The organism is Cupriavidus sp. HMR-1 (assembly GCF_000319775.1).
Lineage (GTDB): Bacteria > Pseudomonadota > Gammaproteobacteria > Burkholderiales > Burkholderiaceae > Cupriavidus > Cupriavidus metallidurans.
Genome location: NZ_ANKP01000090.1, coordinates 1 through 18868 on the forward strand (window position 1 = coordinate 1; position 18868 = coordinate 18868).

Genomic DNA, 18868 nt, shown 5'->3' on the forward strand with positions numbered 1-18868 from the left:
GCCAGCGCGCCGCCGATCGAGCTGCCGAGCGAGCGCAGCACGAGCAGGGCGCCGGTGCCCGCGCCCATATCGCGGCGCTCCAGCGCGTTCTGCACGCTGATCAGCGTGCCAACCATCGCCATGCCCAGGCCGATACCGCCGATCGTCATCGCCAGCAGGACGAAGAAGGTTGGCACGGCGACGGTCACGGCGGCCAGCGAGACCAGCCCGACCGCCGCGGCAACGAAGCCGATGGTCAGGATGACACGCATACGGCCCAGCCGTGGCGCGAGCCATGCCACCACGAAGTTGCCGGCGACGGTCGCCAGCAGGAACGGCACCACCAGCAGGCCCGACATCGACGCATCGGCGTCACGCACGAGCTGGAAATGCAGGGGCAGGGCGAAGATGCACAGGAAGATATTGAGCGCGGCCAGCGCCGATGCGCCCACGCCCATCACATAGGCGCGATTGCGGAACAGGCGCGGCGGCAGCATCGGGTCGGCGGCGCGGCGCTCCTGCCAGGCTAGCAACAGCACGGCCGCCAGCGAGAGCGCCAGCAGGGCGGCCATCTCGGGCGAGATCCAGGCGAACGCCTCGCCGCCCCAGCTCATGGCAAGCAGGAACGCGACAATGGCCACGGCCAGGAGCAGGGCGCCTAGCCAATCGACCTGGGGCCGGCCGCCGCGCGGCTTTAGATGCGCGAGCCCGCGATAGCACATGGTCATCGCCAGGAGCCCGAGCGGCACGTTGATCCAGAACAGCCAGCGCCACGACATGTGATCGGACACCCAGCCGCCTACCAGCGGCCCCGCGATCGACGAGATCGCCCAGACCGTGGCCAGGTATCCCTGATAGCGGCCACGCTCGCGCGGCGCCACCACGTCGGCAATGGCCGCCTGCGCCAGCGACATCAGGCCGCCACCGCCAAGGCCCTGCAGCGCGCGGAACAGGATCAGCTGCGGCAGCGTCTGCGCCAGCGCGCAGGCCACCGAGGCCAGGATGAACAGCGAAATCGCCACCATCAGCAGACGGCGACGCCCGAAACTGTCCGACAGCTTGCCGTACAGCGGCGTGGTCACCGTCGACACGATCAGGTACGCGGTCACGATCCACGACAGGTGCCCAAATCCGTTGAGATCGTTTGCGATCGCCGGCACGGCCGGGATCACCACGGTCTGGTCGAGCGCCGCGAGCAGAATGCACAGCACGATGCCACCGATCACACGCATGATCGACGCGTGATCGTGAACGGCGGCTTGGGGGAGGGAAGTTGTGGCCTCTAGGGCCTCTGCGGTGGACTGGCTGGCGGGGGCGGTCGACGACATGCGGGGAGGGAGGGTGCGGCCGCAAGTCGGTATATGCGGCCTAATTCAGTAACCGCATAATTATATGCATGCTTAGCATTTGGCGCTGACGGAATTGTCCGAATACCGGACAGGCGAAAGCCGGCCTGCGGCCGCCCTCGCATCACATTTGACGTTACCCGGAGATCGCGGCCGATCGCCGTGCGATCGGCGCGAAAACAGACCGCTTAGCGCGAGCCTCCGTGGATGTAGTGCTCCAGTTGCTCGATAGTGAAGCGCTGCTCGCTGATGATGTCGTTCACGAGGTCACCGATCGAGATCATGCCGAGCAGTTGATCGCTATTCATCACTGGCAAGTGACGCAAGCGATGCCGGGTCATCAACGCCATGCACTCGTCGGTGGTCTGGTCAGCCCGGACATAGATCACCGCTGAGGTCATGATTTCGCGCACCAGGGTCTCGCGCGATGTGCGTTGCATCAGGATCACTTTGCGCGCGTAATCCCGTTCGCTGATGATGCCGACGATCTTCTGCTGCTCCATCACCAGCAGGGCACCAATGCCCTTCTCGGCCATGAGTTGCAGCGCAGCATAGACCGTCGCCGTGGGAGGAATGCTGAAGATCGCCTGATTTGCCTTGCTTTCCAGAACCTGCCGCGCGGTTTTCATGACACCGACTCCTTGTTGCCGTTTTGGAAACATTCACTGCCCTGTGCGGGCCGCGCCAGCGGCACTGCGCAACGTGCGTCCGGCTGCGTCCATTCAGATTAGCAAAGGAATCGCGGCACTCACAGGGTGACTTTCACGAATCTTTGTTTCGCGCAAAACGCGCATCGGAATGGGGCACGCACCCCGGCATCAATCCGGCAAGTGAGCGATGTGTCGTGGCTTCCTGAGCCAGAGCCTTGAGAACCGCGCCACCTCGGGATCCAGGTCGCTATCGAACGAGGTGGAAAACAACAGCGTCTGCCGGCCCTTCGGACAACGGCTCGCCGCAAAGCCGACATCGTCGACAAGTCCGAGGTCGAGCATCGATTCGGCGTCGTCGATCACCAGGATGCCGATCGCCCGCAGATCGAGGCTGCCAGCATCCAGGTGGTCGACAACCCTGCCCGGCGTGCCGACCACGACGTGCGCGCCGTGGATCAGGCTGTCGATCTGCGGACGCATGGCCGCGCCATGCATCAGCGCCACGACCTTCACGTGCCGGGCGGCGCGCACGCAGTCCCTGATGCGCTGGGCAACATGCTGCACGCGCTCGCGCGTCGGGCAGAGCACCAGCGCCTGCACATCGAACCGGCGCGGATCGAGACGATGGAGCAGGGCAACGGTGAAGGCCACGGTACGCCCACTGCCGGGAGGCGCCTGCACGATGAGGTCGCGGCCGGCCAGCGCCTCTGGCAGCACGGCCGCCTGAAGCGGATTGATGGCGTGCCATCCGAGTTCCGTCAGCGTCACCTGCAAAGCAGGTGTCAGCGGAAGCGCGGAAAACGGCGTGCCGGTCGAAATCGGCATCGATGCGGAGAACTTGGTGACGCGCATGGCAGAAACACCGTCATGCAATCTTTCGCGCCACGGTTTTCGTGGCCGCCGGTTTCCTGGTCACCGTCTTGACCGCCGCGGTCTTCTTCGCGGCAGGCGGCTTCGGCGTTGAAGCCTTCATCGGCACTGTCTCGGTCGGCACCCAGCCAAGCCTCTCAAGCAATGCGCCAGCCGCAGCCGGCGCGCGCTCCTTCGCACCGTTGATGAAGAACAGGAACACTTCCTTCGGCTTGAGCTTGCCAGCGGGATCGTCTTCCACACGCGGCAGGTCGTCCGGTGCCTTGCCACCAGCCCATGCCGATGCCCGCTTCGCCCATTGGTCCAGCGCCTTCGGCGCATAGCCCGTCGCGACCTTCTCGTCGGCGTTCATCAGCCGCGCATACACGAAGTCCGAAGTGAGATCCGCGAACGACGGAAACTTCGGTGAGTCGGTGAAGACGGTGGCCGCCTTGAACTTGCGCGCCAGCTTCAGGTAAGCGTCGCACATGAAGCTCTCGTGACGCACCTCCATCACGTGCCGCAGCTTCACACCCTCCACCGAGGTCGGCAACAGGCTCAGAAAGGCCTCGAAATCGTCGGCCACGAACTGCTTGGTCGGCGCGAACTGCCAGACGACCGGGCCCAGTTTTTCGCGCAATTCGGCAATGCCGCTGTCGATGAACCGGCTGATCGAATCGCTCCCTTCGGCCAGCACGCGGCGATTGGTCGCAAAGCGCGAAGCCTTGACCGAGAAGACGAAGCCATCGGGCGTGGCATCGCGCCAGTTCGCAAACGACGTGCGCTTCTGCGTGCCGTGGTACGTGCTGTTGATCTCGATCGCGGTCAGATGCCGGCTTGCATATTCCAGCTCGCGTGCCTGCGCGAGCCCCGTCGGATAGAAGTTGTCGCGCCACGGCGCATAGTTCCAGCCGCCGATGCCGATATGGATGTTGCTCGCCGACTTGCCCTGTCTGGTAACCGCCATGACCTGATCTCCGCGAGGATTGGTGGAGCAAGTCTAGCCGGATTTGAGCGGCGTGGCGGAAGCCCGCGGACATGTGAATCGAAACGCGCCAGTGGGCGAGGGCTGCGCAGCCCTCCTGCTCGTCTCCGGCCTTACTTTGGCGCGGGATACTTGCGTGCGTTCATCTCCATCTTCGCCTGCACCGCCGCGTCGAGATCGACGCCAAGCGCGGTCACGAGCTGCGTCAGGTAGATGGTGATATCGGCCAGTTCCTGCTCGACGTGCGCGCGCTCGTCGGTTGACATGATCCCGCGCGATTCCTCTTCGGTTTGCCACTGGAAGATCTCCACCAGTTCGGCCACTTCGACGCTGAGCGCCATCGCGAGGTTCTTCGGGCTGTGATACTTGCCCCAGCCCCGGGCCTCGCCGAAGGCGGCCGCCGCTTGCTGGAGATTGCTGATATCGATGAGAGCCATTGTGGATGCAAAGTGGATGTCGCTGACAGGCACGTATTGTCACACCGAACGACAGCCGGATGCCCCCACACGCTGCCACATACCGCCACTCGACAGCGCCGCGCGCGAGGCATAGGCTCGCATGTGAAGCCCACTGCAAACGGAGGCACTCATGCGTCCCACGCCAAAAATGGCGATCATCACCATCGCGGGCGCCATCGCGTACCTGGCGTTGCCCGTGCTCGGATGGGGTGGTATCGCGGCGTACTTCGCCGATACCGCGCGCACGCTGGCAGTCGTCGCGACGTTGGTGATGGCGGTCATCGCCATCTTCTCCGGCGGCAATATCAGCGCTGGCGAACGCGAGGACCGCGATAACCGATGGGTACTGGTGGCATTCAGCGTGCTCAGCCTGCTCGCGGGATTCCTGCCTGCCTATACGGACCGCCTCGATGTTTGGTCGATCGACGGCAATACGATTCGCTGGATCGGCCTGTTCCTGTTTGTCGCCGGCGGCGCGCTGCGGCTCTGGCCCGTCTTCGTGCTGGGCCGGCGTTTCAGCGGGCTCGTGGCGATCCAGCCCGGGCATACGCTGGTCACGACGGGCATCTACAGCGTGATTCGCAATCCAAGCTATGTGGGCTTCGTGATCAGCTCGCTGGGATGGGGACTGGTGTTCCGCTCATGGGTGGGCGTGCTGCTGGCCCTGCTGATGCTCCCGCCGCTTGTCGCCCGCATCCGGGCCGAGGAAGCGCTGTTGCGGAGCCAGTTCGGCGTCGAGTACGAACAGTACTGCGCACGTACGTGGCGCATGTTGCCGGGCTTGTACTAGGCCCGCGCGCGGATCACGTGGCGGGAATCCCATCGAATCAAGCCCTTGGCATCACACCGTGATTGAATTTCCCGCACACGGGCCTATGCTTGAAAAATAGGCACATGCGCCCCGGCGCGTAGCCACCCTGCCCAGTAGCCACGCAAACAGAGCACATGAGGCTCTCATCATGTTTGCGAGGCTCTCATGAAGAACACCACGCCCGTTGCCGGGCTCCGTACCCGGCCCAGCGGTGGCAATGCTTCCGTCACCAGTCCGCAGCGTCGCCACGTCATGCAAGCCGCGGCCGCCGCCGCACTGGCCACGGGCCTGGCACCGCTGGCGCGCCCCGGTGCCGCGCACGCAGCGGCCAGGCACACGCTCAGGATTCTTCAGTGGAACCATTTCGTGCCGGGCTACGACAAGTGGTTCGACAACACGTATGTGAAGGAATGGGGCCAGCGCCACGATACGGAAGTCATCGTCGATCACGTCGGTATTCCGGCGCTGGCTACGCGTGCCGCTGCCGAGGTGTCGGCCCAGAAGGGGCACGATCTCTTCATGTTCCTGTCGCCGCCGCCGGTGTACGAGGACCAGGTCATCGATCATCGCGACATCTACGAGGAATGCCAGCGCAAGCATGGCAAGCCCGTGGAACTGGCGGTTCGCAGTACCTACAACCCGAAGACCCGCAAGTACTTCGCCTTCTCCGACAGCTTCGTGCCGGACCCGGTCAATTACCGCAAGGACCTGTGGGATGCCATCGGCGCGAAGCCTCCCGATAGCTGGGACGACGTGCTGACCGCCGGGCGCAAGATCAAGCAGGCGAAGGGCGTGCCGGTGGGTATCGGCCTCTCCGCGGAACTCGATACCGCCATGGCCATGCGCACGATCCTCTATGCGTTCGGTGGCGCCGTGCAGGACATGCGCGGCAATGTCGTGCTGAACTCGCCCGGCACGCTCGAGGCCGTCAAGTACGTGCGGGCGCTGTATCGCGACACCATGACGCCCGAAGTGCTGGCCTGGGACCCATCCTCGAACAACCGGGCCATGCTGGCCGGCAAGATCTCGCTCTGCCTGAACGCCATCTCGATCACGCGCGAAGGCGAGAACAAGCAGATTCCGGTCACGCCCGACATCTGGCTGACGCAGGCACTGCGCGGCCCCGCGCAACGCATCTGCCTGGAGCACGTGATGGACTGCTACGTGATCTGGAAATTCGCCGAGAACATTGCCGGCGCGAAGCAGTTCCTCGTCGACTACATCGACAACTTTCGCGATGGCTTCGTTGGCAGCGAGTTCTACAACTTCCCCTGCTTCCCGAGCACCGTGCCCGACCTCAAGACGATGATCGCGGCGGACGCCAAGGCCACGCCCCATGACAAGTACAAGGTGCTGGGCGTGCTGATGGAACAGGCCACCAACGTGGGCTACCCCGGATACGCCAACGCCGCTATCGACGAGATCTTCAACACGTGGGTCCTCAACACGATGTTCGCCCGCGCCGCAACCGGCGACGCGTCACCGGAGGACGCCATCCGCGATGCCGAGAACGCCTGCAAGCGGATCTTCGCAAAATGGAAGGCCAGGGGGCTGGTATAGCCTCGCGTGCGCAATCATCATGGCCACAGTGGAAACACGCTCGCTGACCAAGCGTTACGACAGCACCACCGCCGTCGACGCCATCGACCTCGCCGTGCGCGAGCACGAGTTCCTGGTGCTGCTGGGCCCATCCGGCTCGGGCAAGACGACGCTGCTGCGCATGATCGCGGGACTCGAGACGCCAACCTCCGGCGATGTCCTGGTGAGCGGGCGCATCGTCACGGGGCTCCCGCCGCGTGCGCACAACATGGCGATGGTTTTCCAGAGTTACGCGCTGTATCCGCATCTGACCGTAGCGGGCAATATCGCCTTTCCGCTGCAGGCCCGGCATATGGCGCGCGACAAGATCGACGGCAAGGTCGAGTGGGCTGCCTCGCTGTTCGGCATTGGGCATCTTCTCGCGCGGAAACCACGTCAGCTCTCGGGCGGCGAACGTCAGCGCGTGGCGCTTGCGCGTGCTGTCGTGCGCGACCCCGTTGCATTCCTGCTCGATGAACCGCTATCGAATCTCGACGCCAAGCTCCGTGCTTCGGCGCGAGAGGAACTGCAGCAACTCCAACGCCGCCTCGGCACCACGACGATCTACGTGACCCACGATCAGGTGGAGGCGCTGGCACTGGGGGATCGCGTGGCCGTGCTCGATCACGGCGGCATACGTCAACTCGACACGCCGCAGCGCGTGTATGCGCATCCTGTCGATCGGTTCGTCGCCACGTTCATCGGGTCACCTCCCATGAATCTCGTTGCCAGGGACGGCATGGAGATCGGCTTCCGACCCGAGCACTTCTTGCCCGAGGACGTCTTCACCGCCGATGCATCGCTGGAGCGGTTTCCGTTGGACATCACCCGCATCGAGAACCTGGGCGCGGACCGCCTCGTGTACGGCGTGCTGGCGCCACCGCAGCCGCCCGTAAAAGTCATCTCCCGGATACCGTGCACGGTGAACGTGTCACCGCAACCTGGCACGCGTCACATATTCGCCGTGCGCCGTGCCGATCTGCACCGCTTCGACACGAGCAGCGGCACAAGCCTGAGCGTGGCGGAAGGCGTGACATGAGCGCGCTATCGGCCACCCTTGGCAGACCGGATCACGAGACGTCGGATACGCCGCATGATGACCGCCGGCTAGGCGCCATGATGCTCGCGCCTGCGGTCATCTATATCGCGCTGCTGCTTGGCTTTCCTTTCCTGTTATCGATCTGGTACAGCCTGACCGATGTCACCGTCGGAAGTCCGATGCCGCATTTCATCGGGCTGGAGAATTTCCGGAGCGTGGTGGCGAACCCGACGTTCTGGCAGTCGCTGCGCAATGCGTTGGTGTTCACGCTGGTCTCGCAAGCGCTGGTAGTCGTGCTCGCCAAGGCGCTGGCGCTGGCGTTGGTGCGTGACTTCCCCGGCAAGTGGCTCGTGCGACTGCTGATCCTGCTGCCATGGGTGGCGCCAATTTCGCTGGGATCGATTGGCTGGTTGTGGATCTTCGACCCGGTCTACAGCATCATCAACTGGACGTTACGCGCGATCGGCCCTTTCGGCCCGAACATGTGGCCGATCTGGCTTGGCCAGCCTGATCTGGCGATGGCGTCCGTAATTCTGGTGGATGTCTGGCGATTGCTGCCATTGGCCACCGTCATCATCCTGGCCGGGATGCAAGGCATCCCGCAGGATCTGCACGATGCCGCTGCCATGGATGGCGCAGGCTTCTGGCGGCGGCTGTTCAGGATCGACGTGCCGTTGCTGATGCCGGTCATGCTGGTGGCGATGTTGTTCGGCATCGTCTTCACGCTGACCGACATGGTCATCATCTACGTGCTCACGCGCGGCGGCCCCTACGATACGACCCAGGTGCTGGCCAGCCTGGCCTTCTTTACAGGCATACAAGGCGGTGACCTGGCTGAAGGCGCGGCGATCTCGCTCTTCCTGTTCCCACTGCTGGTGGCGGTCGTCACGTTGCTGCTGACGGTGGCGCATCGTTCCGAGGTGACGTGACATGGAAGCGATATCGGCATCAGAAGGCTGGAAGCAGGCTTGGCTTGCGTCGCGCTGGCCCGCGCGCTGCGCGTGGGTAGCGGTGTTCGCCACACTGGCGACCTTCGCCGTGTTCTGCGCCTTCCCGTTCTACTGGATGCTGATCACCACCTTCAAGGATGTGCACGACCTGATCAACACAGCCAACAATCCGTTCGTGTTCAATCTGCCACCCACGATGGAGAACCTGCGGGTACTGTTCCAGGAAACCGCATTCCTGCGATGGCTGCTCAACACGCTGCTGGTGGGCGTTTTCGTGGTCATCATCACGCTCGTGCTCGCGGTACCGGCGGGCTACAGCCTGGCGCGACTATCGGGACCCCGAGGACGACAACTCGCCATCGCCATCTTCCTGACTTATCTGATTCCGCCCACGATCCTGTTCATTCCGTTCTCGCGCATCGTCGGCGCGCTGGGTCTGCAGGACTCGCTTTGGTCGCTCGTGCTCGTGTACCCGAGCTTTACCGTGCCGTTCTGCACCTGGCTGATGATGGGCTTCTTCAAGGCGGTGCCCCGGGACATTGAGGAAGCCGCGATGATGGATGGCATGAGCCGCTTTGGCGCGTTCCTGAAAGTCATCGTGCCGCTATCGTCAGCGGGCATTCTCACCGTCATCATCTTCACGCTGACGCTGGTGATGCAGGAGTTTGTCTACGCGCTGACGTTCATCACGAGTTCCTCGCAGTACACGGTCAGCGTGGGCGTGCCCACTTTCCTTGTGCGCGGCGACGTCTATTTCTGGGGCTCGCTGATGGGTGCATGCCTGATCGTCAGCGTGCCGGTAGCGCTGCTGTACAACGTGTTCCTCGATCGCTTTGTCGCCGCTTTCACCGTGGGCGCGATAAAGTAGCGGTGTCGCACGAATGGCCAGACAAATGGGAGCGCAAATGGCCGGAGGCCAGTTCCAGATGTTCCGCTGTCATGTTGCCGGCGCACAGGCTGTGCAGGCCGACTCGCGCCACGCGTTCGGTCGGCATACGCATGATCAGTTTGGCATCGGTGTGATCGGCAAGGGCGCGCAGAAATCGGCCAGCGGGCAGGGAATCGTGGAGGCCGGTCCCGGCGACACGATCACGGTCAACCCTGGCGAAGTGCACGACGGCATGCCGATCGGCGATGCCGGCCGTGCCTGGCAGATGCTTTATTTAGATCCACCCGTGGTCGCCGACGCGATCCTGGATGTGACGGAAGGACGGACACGGAACTTCGAGTTCGCCCACCCAGTCATGCGCGATGTGCGGCTCGCGCAACGCTTTCTGACACTGTTCGCCGCCATGACGGCCGCGCACGCGGAACATGCCTCGGTACTGCGCGAGGAATTGCTGCTCACCTTGCTGGCCGACACGATGCATGGGCAAACCCGCTCGGACACACGCAGCCCGGGCTTCGCAGAGATCGCAATGGCGCGACGTCGCATCGACGACGATTCAGCCGCGCCGCTCACGCTCGGCGAACTGGCCGATGAGTGCCGCCTGAGCCGCTTCCAGTTCATCCGCGCGTTCTCGCGGGCGACTGGCATGACGCCACACGCCTACATGATCCAGCGCCGCATCATCGCGGCGCGGCATCTGATCGCGCGCGGCATGTCGCTCGCGGACGCTGCCGCAGCGAGCGGCTTCGCCGACCAGAGCCATATGACGCGCATCTTTGTTCGCACGTACGGCATCTCGCCCAGCATGTACGCGCGTGCCTGCAGCGCATCGTAGCCGGCCTTCCCCGCCACGCTTGCAATTTCATTCAAGACGACACCGCGTCCGGTTCGCGATCCTGCACCTTTCCGCCATCCCCCATCGGGCAAGAAAGGAAGGACCATGTCCAGACGAATGCACGGCTATCTCTATCTGACGCTGGCGATGATCACGGTCGGCAGCACCGTGGTGGCCAGCAAGATCGTGGCCGCCGGCCTGCCACCGTTCACTGCAACGGCGCTTCGCTTCGCCATCGCGCTTCCGCTGTTCCTTGTACTGATGCGCGTGACCCGAACAACCTGGCCAATCCTCGCGCCGAGGGAATGGGGCCTGCTGCTGGTGCAGGCGGGCGCTGGAAGCGTCGGCTATACGACGCTGCTGATCCTGGGGCTCCGGCATGCCTCTGCCACCGACGCGGGCGTGATCATCGGCACGCTGCCGGTGGTCTCCGCGGCAATCGCCATCATGGTGCTTGGCGAGCGGCCGCGACGCGCCGTGTTGCTGGCCATCGCATTGGCGGCTGCCGGTGTCCTGACTATCGTATTCCGCGACGACGCAGGCAGTGCGCACTCATTGCTCGGCAGCGTGCTGATCTTCGGCGCCGTGGGCTGCGAGGGTGTCTTCATCCTGCTCAACAAGCGGATCCAGACACCAATCGCGCCGCTTGCACTCTCGACCATCATGGCCGCGTTCGGACTCGCGGTGGCGGCGATACCGGCCGGCTTCGAGATGCCGTGGATGCACGCGCTCTCCGGCGACGCGCTCTCCGGCGACGCGCTCGCCGCCGTCGCGTACTACGCGCTGATTCCAACCGTGGGGGGCTTTCTGCTCTGGTACGCCGGCGCGGCGCGAGTGAGCGGTGCAGAGGCGGCGCTGTTCACTGCGGTGGCACCGGTATCAGCGGTAGTGCTGGCTGCCGCGCTGCTCGGCGAACAGATCGGCCAGAGCCAGATCATCGGCATCGGTTGCGTGCTGGTCGCGGTGTTCAGCCTTGGGATGTCTCAATCTACTGACATGACCGATAGTGCGATGGCAGATGCCGAAGGTGATGCCGCCTCGCACCGATAGACGGCGTTCGCTTTTGCGAGCCACGCCGGCAATTGACGAAAACGCTGATGGACGGTCACTGCTATCGTCCGGCAGGCTACAGTCGACGCCACATACGCGCCATTCCCAACACAGCAACGATAACGATGGGGTAACCACATGTGCTTCTACTGCAGTCCTGGTGGTGCAGCAGTCCTGCTCGCGCGCGCGTCGCGCCGAGACTTCCTGACCGGCGCGCTGGCGCTCGGTGCAATGTCCACCTTCGGATTCCCCTCGGCTTACGCCGAGAGCCCCCCGGCTACGTCTCCTTCGACATCCCCCTACGCGCAATTCATCTTCACCAACGGGCCGATCTACACCATGGCCAGCGGATCGCCGACGGCCAAGGCCCTGGCCGTGCGCGATGGCCGCATCGTGGCCGTTGGCTCGATGGAAGCGGTCGCGCAGTTCCGTGGCCCGGACACGCAAACCATCGACCTCGGTGGACGCACGCTGCTGCCGGGATTCGTCGAACCACACATGCACTCCGCGCTGGCCGTGCTCGACGCATGGCTCGACGTGGGCCCGTTCACCACCACGTCGATTGACCAGGCACTCGAGAAGATCCGAGCCGAGGCGGCAAAGTCCAAGCCGGGCGAGTGGGTCCGCGCGCAGGCGCTCGATCCCTCGCTGATGCCCGGCGCACCGGTCACGCGACAACGGCTCGATGCCGTCGCGCCCAACAATCCGGTCTTCATCCTGGAATCGAACGGACACATTGCCTACGTCAACAGCGCGGCCCTGAAGCTCGCCAACGTCACGCGCGATACGCCGAACCCACCCCAGGGCCGCTTTGTCCGCGACGACAAGGGCGACCTGACCGGCCGACTTGAAGAAGGCCCCGCATACGGCCCTTTCCTGAAAGTCGCCCCGATGCCCAACGCCGCGCAAATGGTCGCCAGCATTCGCAAGCTATTCGACCGCGCCAGCGCCGTGGGGTGTACCAGCCTGCACGATGCCGGCATTGGCACCAGCGGCGTGCATGACCTCGATATCGTCAACGCCGCCATGCGCGACGATCCTCCTGTCCGCTATTCGGGCTTCCTGACGTCCGACCGGATGGATGGCTGGGTAGAGCGAGGCATCAAGCCGGGCGCCGGCACGGATCGCTTCCGGCTTCACGGCATCAAGTTCTGGTCCGACGGCTCCAACCAGGCCCGCACCGGCTACCAGCGCGAGCCGTATCTCAACTCCACCAGCCGCGGCGCGCTGAATTACACGGCCGAGCAACTGATCGAGGGCGTGCAACGCGCGCACGACCTCGGCTGGCAAGTCGCCGTCCACGCCAACGGCGACGCCGCCATCGACACCACGCTGGACGTCTACGAACACGTGCTGAAACGCTCACCACGCGCCGATCATCGACACCGCATCGAACACTGCAGCGTCCTGCACCCCGAGCAGATTCAACGAATGGCAAAGCTCGGCGTGTCGCCGTCATTCCTGATCGGACACGTGCACTACTGGGGCAAGGCATTCCGTGACAACATCCTCGGCCCCCAGCGCGCCCAGTTCTACGACCCCTGCGCATCGGCACTGCGCGGCGGCCTGCGCATCTCGCTCCACTCCGACTACAACGTGACGCCGATCGAGCCGATCCGCTACATGGACAACGCCGTCAACCGCACCATGCGCGACGGCGGTGGCGTGCTCAACCCGGCGGAGCGCATTACCGTGGCGCAGGCACTGCGGGCGGTGACGATCGACGCGGCGTGGCAATGCCAAATGGACCAGATCGTCGGCAGCCTGGAGGCGGGGAAGTATGCGGATCTGGTGATTGTGGATAAGGACCCGCTCCAGATGGCGCCGGAGGAGATTGGGAAGTTGAAGGTGCTGGAGACTTGGTCGGAGGGACGGAGACGGTTTGCGGTTTGAGGGGTGGATGTTGGTGCCCACCTGTGCGGAAATGGCGCTTGCCGCCATTTCCGCTTCAAGCTTGCACTGCGGCATATCTTCGCGGCCATTTTCTGCCGCGCTCCGCGATGCTGTGACGTCGATTCAAGTGTCCCTATGAAGCGACCATTGCGAGCTTGTCCGCTCCGTCATTTGCGTGTGGGGGTGCCAACTGCACCATCGTGACGGCTATCGTGAGTCTGAGGATTGCCTCCGGGCTCGACGAGAGCCAACGGGCCCTCTAAGCGCTTGCGGCCACGCAGGCGCCGGAGCATTTCTTGAGAGCTCACACCTTGAAGGAACCATACAGTGAGTTCGCGGCAGAAGAACGCAAACGCCAGTAGAAGAAATGCTAGTGCAAGTCGCTGCGATTTCACGGTTTCATTGATGTATGAGGCCAGCCCATCGCTCCTGAGAAGCTTGCACACGATCTCTCTGTCTTCTGGGCTAAACGTTGAGTCGGCAGCCGTTTGGTTTGAGCATTGATCAAGTGAGAGCTTCTCCGCGACACCGAATCGTTTTGCACTCGTCGCGTTGATAGAGAAGAAGACTTTGCTCTTCTTCATTTGAAGAACTGCATCATCCCAAAATGCGATTCCCCACGCGGCTGTCAAGCTAAGGGTGAAGAACACTATGGCGGCGAAGAATCTCGCGAGAAGGAGCCAGCCGTTGGGCAGTTGATCTTCCGCTTTGAGTTCGACTTTCTCGAGATCGAAATATGGCCCACATGCAGCGACATGCCCCATGTCCTCGTTGTTCTCACGCGTCCATCGGATTAAAGCCTGAGCCTGCTGCCGCGTTCGCGCGCGCACACCCGTCGTGAAGCGAAATTGAAGAAGAGCCCCCTGCTCGTCAAGAAACTCACCGATCACGGGGTCCTTGCATTCTTGCTTGCCGTGAAATAGCTGCCAGAGCCTTGTCATAAGGCTGTGGGATGACCCGGCTCGTCGCCAGACATAGGCCCCCAGGAATCCAAGTCCAACGACTGCGAAGACTGGGAGTACAACTCCCAGGCTTGTCAGAATTCCAATGCCGCTACGGATCCCTTCCAACATTCCTCGCTCCACTGGCAAGCCTCGACCTTTCGCAGCGCCAAAGCCACAGCAAAACGCCCGGACTGGCCGGGCGTTCATGCATTCAACATCTCTCAGTCGGCAAAGCGTGGTCCAGCAATGCCAACTGTGAGAAACCGGAATTCGTGAGACTGCGTATTCCGAGAAATCAAGGACTTATCAATTAATTCAGTCACGGTTCGCGCGCCTCAGAACCGGAATTAGTGAGACTAGCGTGAGTCGGGACACGAATTAGTGAGACTGCTCCGCAAGCGCCCGCCGAGGCACTTCCCCTCCCTTTTCAGCCCACCCTTGCCGAAATCCCTGGGCCCACGCTGTTCCTGATCGTCGCGGACGACCCGCTCCTCAAGTTTGAGAGAATCTCAAAGCAGCCCTCGGTGGATCTTATGAACCGTTACCTTTACCGTATCGCACCTAACGGATACGCCGGTTGAAACCGCGCAAGCTGGACGATTGCTCGACATGGTGTTTTGGGTTCCGCAAGCTCACCAGCCACACTAGCAGCGGCTTCCCGGCAGCATAGGCTAATCGGCAAGCTCGTCCGTCGTCATCGAATTGAAGTCCGCGTTGACTATCAATGCCGAACGGTAGCGAGGCTTCGTGAACACGAAATAGCAGGATCGAAGCATTCCGGCAGACGCCATCGTTAGCAGAGACTGAAATTCACTTGGGGATAGGTCGATGGCGCCCTGTAGAGCTGGTTTGATAGCAGTGAAGGCGCCAATCGATGGCACCTCCGCCTGACCCACGACGGGATTCGTATTGACGTAGGCCATGATCGAAAACTGCGAAATTCCTGCGACTAGCTCTGTGAATTCTCCCTCGATGTGCATGGTAAGCATAGTCGCCCGTTCTGGCTGCAAGGATCGAGGTCTGTCTGCGCGAATACTTAGGCTGGCGCTAATCCCTCTGACGTTGCCCGAACGCTGAAGCAATTCGTCGTTCCGTCTTTTCCTACCTGGCCGAGGCATGGGCGATCTCCAATGACGAGGACATGATACGGTCGGTCACCCATGGAGTCCGGGTGCCACCACAGAAGCAAACCTCAGTACCGCCAAAGACCATGATGCCCGGTGAGTTTTTGCTCCGCCCCCAACTCGCTCGTTGAACTCCAGCGGCGGAACATTGATGCTATTTTTCGGCAGAAGCGGGTTGAACCGGACCACAGGAAACCATTCGAAACTCAGTCGGCATGGTCGCCTCAAGATTTGGTTCGTCGTTGCTACGGGATGGCCGAGGGCTGCAGACCGACTCCGCATTGCCGTGCAAGATCGTCACCGCACCCCGAAGCAGGCGTTCAAGTTTTGGTACGACGGATTGGCACGTTTCGAGGAACGCTACCTGGTCGACGCGCCAAGCCGTTCGTGGATGTACACGCCCAACTCAAGCATAGCTTGCTGGTGAGTCTTGTCGAGCAGGTTATACAACATGAACCGGCTCAGCATCGTCGGTGCGCATGTCGATTTGTCAATAAAAGGCAACTTGTAGTGCATCCCAATCGCCAGGACTGACGGAGCCAAGTGACCGCACGCTGCGGTAATCGCTGGCCCCCAACTTGCCAACATCGCGCGCAGCATGTCCCGGAATTCCGATGTGTCGGCAAAGATGTTGCCCCGATTTTCCAAGGCGATCTGGTGGACGAGTCTCGAAAGCGATACGCACACGATTCCCGCCTTGATGCCGTCATTCGAAATGCGATTCATAATTTGAGAGGCTGCCTCGCCAATATTGCGCTCAAGCTTCTCGGCAGCGGCGATACGCTTGCATTCGAGTGCCACGGCACCCAATGGCGTCTCAATCGTCGCATCGGCATCAGACTTGAACAGCGCTGGAAGGCCAGCCCTTGTAAATCGGGCAGCAGCAAATAATTCAAAGGTAGCGTTTCGACCTTGAATGCTGCCGCCGGTGGTCTTTTCCTCTTCGAGAAGGTGCGGGCCGCCTGTCACCTTCGCCAAAGTCGCAAGAAACCGCGGGTCGTCAATATGTTCCAGCTGTGTCGCAATCTGGATAAGGTCATCCAGCTCGGAGATTTCCCATAGTTGCCCAAGGTTGGGCTCCTGCGCCTTTCCGGAGCGGACCGCATCGCTCATTTGGCTGATGCTCTTCATTAGCTTCTGCGTTCGAGTCGCGTCGACTCGAACGCCCTTGCTGACGAGCCATTTCAGCGCGCCGTCGGCGCGCTCGACCAAGTTGTCGTAGCTGCCTCGCATGGCGACGCATGCGTCGAGCATCACAGGTACGTTCTGATTCATTCCTGTCCCAGGCAACTAAATTGGACAATATATGAAGCCACCAGCTGAGATTATCGAATGGGCTATCGGGAAGCTCAGAGTTCCGACAGGCGCCACGCTGATAGTAGCTGATCGCTGAGTTCACTTTAGGGAAGTGGCAGGATCACTACGAGTCGAGGACCTGGTGCTCGTCCACGCGGAACTACCGTCGGATACTTCACGGCGCAAACCGTCGCTTAGGGCTGAGGACCCGGCGAAGCTCGTTAAGCAATAGCACTCCGCGAGACATCGGAACACAAACGCCTTCACCTTCACATGTCCCTGGTTGCCGTAGGTTTCAGCGGCGCACACACTATGCGTTGAAGGAGAACTGTAGGGCATTGACTAAAGACCGTTATGTCGGGTGAACAACGTCGGGGCAACAGTCTAGAAATTGCTGTTGAATTGATCGCACAGTGTTGATCCGGATCCTATCGCCCGATGAAACCACGGCGACCATTCCGTTGCCGATAGCCAACCCGTTCGACATTCTGAGGACCCCAGCAGCCAAATGCTCCGGGAATTTACCGGACGCGGCGGTCAGCGGATGGATCCCTGTGTGGACATACGAATTTAGGACCGCCCAATTTGGACCTTTGAAAGAGAGAAGCATCTGGTGCGCCGAACGAGCTCCCGGCGCATCGCTTTTGCCAAGCTGCTCAACCATCTTAGAAAGGGTGGGGACCTTCTCTGCAGCTTCGGAAGTCTTCTCCGATAAGGGGGCAGAAATCAACTCGAGATTGTGGTCAGAAGCCGCATATCCAAGCCAGGCCGCGCGCGCGAAGGCCTCGTACTGTAGCCGCAGCAGACCTATTGCAGGCGCCAGCAACTCATGTGATATCGCAAGATGAAGTGCCGATGCATGGTCCCAAGCCACCGCGCAAGCGCGCTGGGCAACAGACCACCTAAAGTCATAAGGGATGGCCCCATTCATTGCGCGGGCTAGGGCCTCTTGCAATTCCACCGCACGGACGAGCAATCTCTCTAGATCCACCGATAGCCCCCCTTTTTGCGTGCCGCGACGCCGTTTTGTCGAATCATACTGGCAGATTTTGGTCGTCGGCCTCGGGCAATGCCTACAGAGTATAGGAGGCGCATGGTATCTGCATTTTTATCGACCTCAATGGATCTAAACGCACCGACAAAGGATTTCTCCTTCTGTTGACCGAGCGGAGAAGTTCGGAATAGCCGCCTCAGCAGCTTCCACGATATCGACATGCCGATACTCTTCTTGAAGCGTCGGCATTCAGCCTAAAGATGAGTGGTGGAATCGGTGCGTTCTCCCGCATTCATTGAGAGGCTTCAAGTAATCCAACGCAGCCTTGTCACCAATACCCCGATTCCGCAATGCCGAATACAGCTGGTAAAACTCACCGCCCAAGTCACCCGCAAAGATGCCTGGATCGTCGGAACCGAGTGAGACCATTATCTCTGGATCACCTTCCTGAAGCGCTCCTGGCACCCGCATCCAGCGAAGCGCATGGTGCTCATCGAACGACTTGTAGAGGCTGATACGAACATTGCTCGATGGGAGCGTTTCAATGATCACTCCGCGGTTCATCACCTTATGCATAAGTGCCTGCTGGAGCAGGATGAACGTATCTGGCTCAAAGTACGCTGCGTCTACCTCGAGCAATGCCTCGCTGCGTCGCCAAACTGTCCGATCGCTAAGCCAGGTCCACAAGAGATTCACGGCGTCGGGATCCGCGTCCACCGCCATCGCAACGAGCCGGCCTTCCTCGCGAGTGGCCCGGCTCGTGATTCGGCGCCAATCCCACTTGGGGTCTCGCGCGCGCTGAACGAACCTCGCGTCCAGATGGCGTAGCTGCATAACGCGCTCCAGAAGCACACTATCCACCTGTCGCTGGAAAATAGTACTAGCAAGGCCAGAGATGGCGACAGCGACCCGTTCAACCTGCGCTCCAGCCGACGGATACTGGCGCATCAGGCGCCAGGCGGCGAGCAGGTCAAGCATCCACTCTCCACGTCGCACCTTGAGTTTGCCGGGCATGCGCTCGACCCAAAGAGATGGAGAAATGCCCATTGCAGTCCCGTGCCCGATACGGTCACCGTCTCGCAGGTCGAGCAACTCAAGTGCGTCGAGCATATGTCGGATCCCCGTCAGCAGATGCGGGAAGTCCTCTCCAACGTGAAAGCTACGCCTCGTTATACTGTGCATAAGCAGCTTTCGTGAT

The 18868-nt window shown here is 61.8% G+C and carries 16 protein-coding genes and 1 pseudogene; 8 read left to right on the forward strand and 9 right to left on the reverse strand.

Annotation, left to right across the window (positions count from 1 at the left end; translation table 11 throughout):
- The 5 genes from D769_RS13180 to D769_RS13200 form a co-directional block, all read right to left on the reverse strand.
- On the reverse strand, nt 1–1211 hold a 1211-nt coding region (locus D769_RS13180; protein WP_008645804.1), incomplete at its 3' end, for an MDR family MFS transporter.
- 302 nt (nt 1212–1513) lie between these two features.
- Complete coding sequence (locus tag D769_RS13185) at nt 1514–1954, reverse strand: CBS domain-containing protein (RefSeq protein ID WP_008645806.1); 441 nt, start codon at nt 1952–1954, stop codon at nt 1514–1516.
- Between the two features lie 189 nt (nt 1955–2143).
- Nucleotides 2144–2827: a DEAD/DEAH box helicase gene (locus D769_RS13190; RefSeq protein WP_008645808.1), complete on the reverse strand. Its 684-nt coding sequence runs from the start codon at nt 2825–2827 to the stop codon at nt 2144–2146.
- A 13-nt stretch (nt 2828–2840) separates the two neighbouring features.
- Complete coding sequence (locus D769_RS13195) at nt 2841–3791, reverse strand: DUF72 domain-containing protein (protein ID WP_008645809.1); 951 nt, start codon at nt 3789–3791, stop codon at nt 2841–2843.
- 131 nt (nt 3792–3922) lie between these two features.
- Nucleotides 3923–4246, reverse strand: a complete 324-nt coding sequence (locus D769_RS13200; RefSeq protein ID WP_008645810.1) for a nucleotide pyrophosphohydrolase — start codon at nt 4244–4246, stop codon at nt 3923–3925.
- Between the two features lie 151 nt (nt 4247–4397).
- Here D769_RS13200 and D769_RS13205 point away from each other — a divergent pair, with 151 nt between their 5' ends.
- The 8 genes from D769_RS13205 (at nt 4398) to D769_RS13240 (ending at nt 13312) form a co-directional block, all read left to right on the forward strand.
- Nucleotides 4398–5057: an isoprenylcysteine carboxylmethyltransferase family protein gene (locus D769_RS13205; RefSeq protein ID WP_008645815.1), complete on the forward strand. Its 660-nt coding sequence runs from the start codon at nt 4398–4400 to the stop codon at nt 5055–5057.
- Nucleotides 5058–5243: 186 nt separating this feature from the next.
- A complete protein-coding gene (locus D769_RS13210; RefSeq protein WP_008645817.1) occupies nt 5244–6638 on the forward strand; it encodes an extracellular solute-binding protein in 1395 nt (464 codons plus the stop codon).
- Nucleotides 6639–6657: 19 nt separating this feature from the next.
- Entirely contained in the window at nt 6658–7695 is a 1038-nt protein-coding gene (locus tag D769_RS13215) for an ABC transporter ATP-binding protein (RefSeq protein ID WP_008645819.1), read from the forward strand.
- Nucleotides 7692–8624: a sugar ABC transporter permease gene (locus tag D769_RS13220; protein ID WP_008645820.1), complete on the forward strand. Its 933-nt coding sequence runs from the start codon at nt 7692–7694 to the stop codon at nt 8622–8624. The genes D769_RS13215 and D769_RS13220 overlap by 4 nt, the downstream gene beginning before the upstream one ends.
- A 1-nt stretch (nt 8625) precedes the next feature.
- A complete protein-coding gene (locus tag D769_RS13225; protein WP_008645822.1) occupies nt 8626–9513 on the forward strand; it encodes a carbohydrate ABC transporter permease in 888 nt (295 codons plus the stop codon).
- A gap of 37 nt (nt 9514–9550) precedes the next feature.
- On the forward strand, nt 9551–10369 hold the full coding sequence (locus D769_RS13230; protein ID WP_008645823.1) for an AraC family transcriptional regulator: 819 nt from the start codon (nt 9551–9553) through the stop codon (nt 10367–10369).
- Nucleotides 10370–10474: 105 nt separating this feature from the next.
- Nucleotides 10475–11419, forward strand: coding sequence for a DMT family transporter (locus D769_RS13235; RefSeq protein ID WP_040011034.1), 945 nt, complete (start codon nt 10475–10477; stop codon nt 11417–11419).
- A gap of 138 nt (nt 11420–11557) precedes the next feature.
- The gene (locus D769_RS13240) at nt 11558–13312 is read left to right on the forward strand and encodes an amidohydrolase (RefSeq protein ID WP_008645827.1); all 1755 of its coding nucleotides are present in this window, start codon (nt 11558–11560) and stop codon (nt 13310–13312) included.
- Between the two features lie 167 nt (nt 13313–13479).
- On the opposite strand, the gene D769_RS13245 is transcribed toward D769_RS13240, so the two are convergent.
- From D769_RS13245 to D769_RS13265, 4 genes and pseudogenes are all read right to left on the reverse strand, one after another.
- Nucleotides 13480–14463 (reverse strand): DUF6216 family protein, encoded by a 984-nt coding sequence (locus tag D769_RS13245; protein WP_346773383.1) that lies wholly within the window; start codon nt 14461–14463, stop codon nt 13480–13482.
- Between the two features lie 464 nt (nt 14464–14927).
- Nucleotides 14928–15179 (reverse strand): hypothetical protein, encoded by a 252-nt coding sequence (locus D769_RS13250; protein WP_241227866.1) that lies wholly within the window; start codon nt 15177–15179, stop codon nt 14928–14930.
- Between the two features lie 561 nt (nt 15180–15740).
- Nucleotides 15741–16655 (reverse strand): hypothetical protein, encoded by a 915-nt coding sequence (locus tag D769_RS13255; protein WP_152414985.1) that lies wholly within the window; start codon nt 16653–16655, stop codon nt 15741–15743.
- A gap of 1264 nt (nt 16656–17919) precedes the next feature.
- Nucleotides 17920–18868, reverse strand: a pseudogene (locus D769_RS13265) (hypothetical protein); the annotation flags it as partial.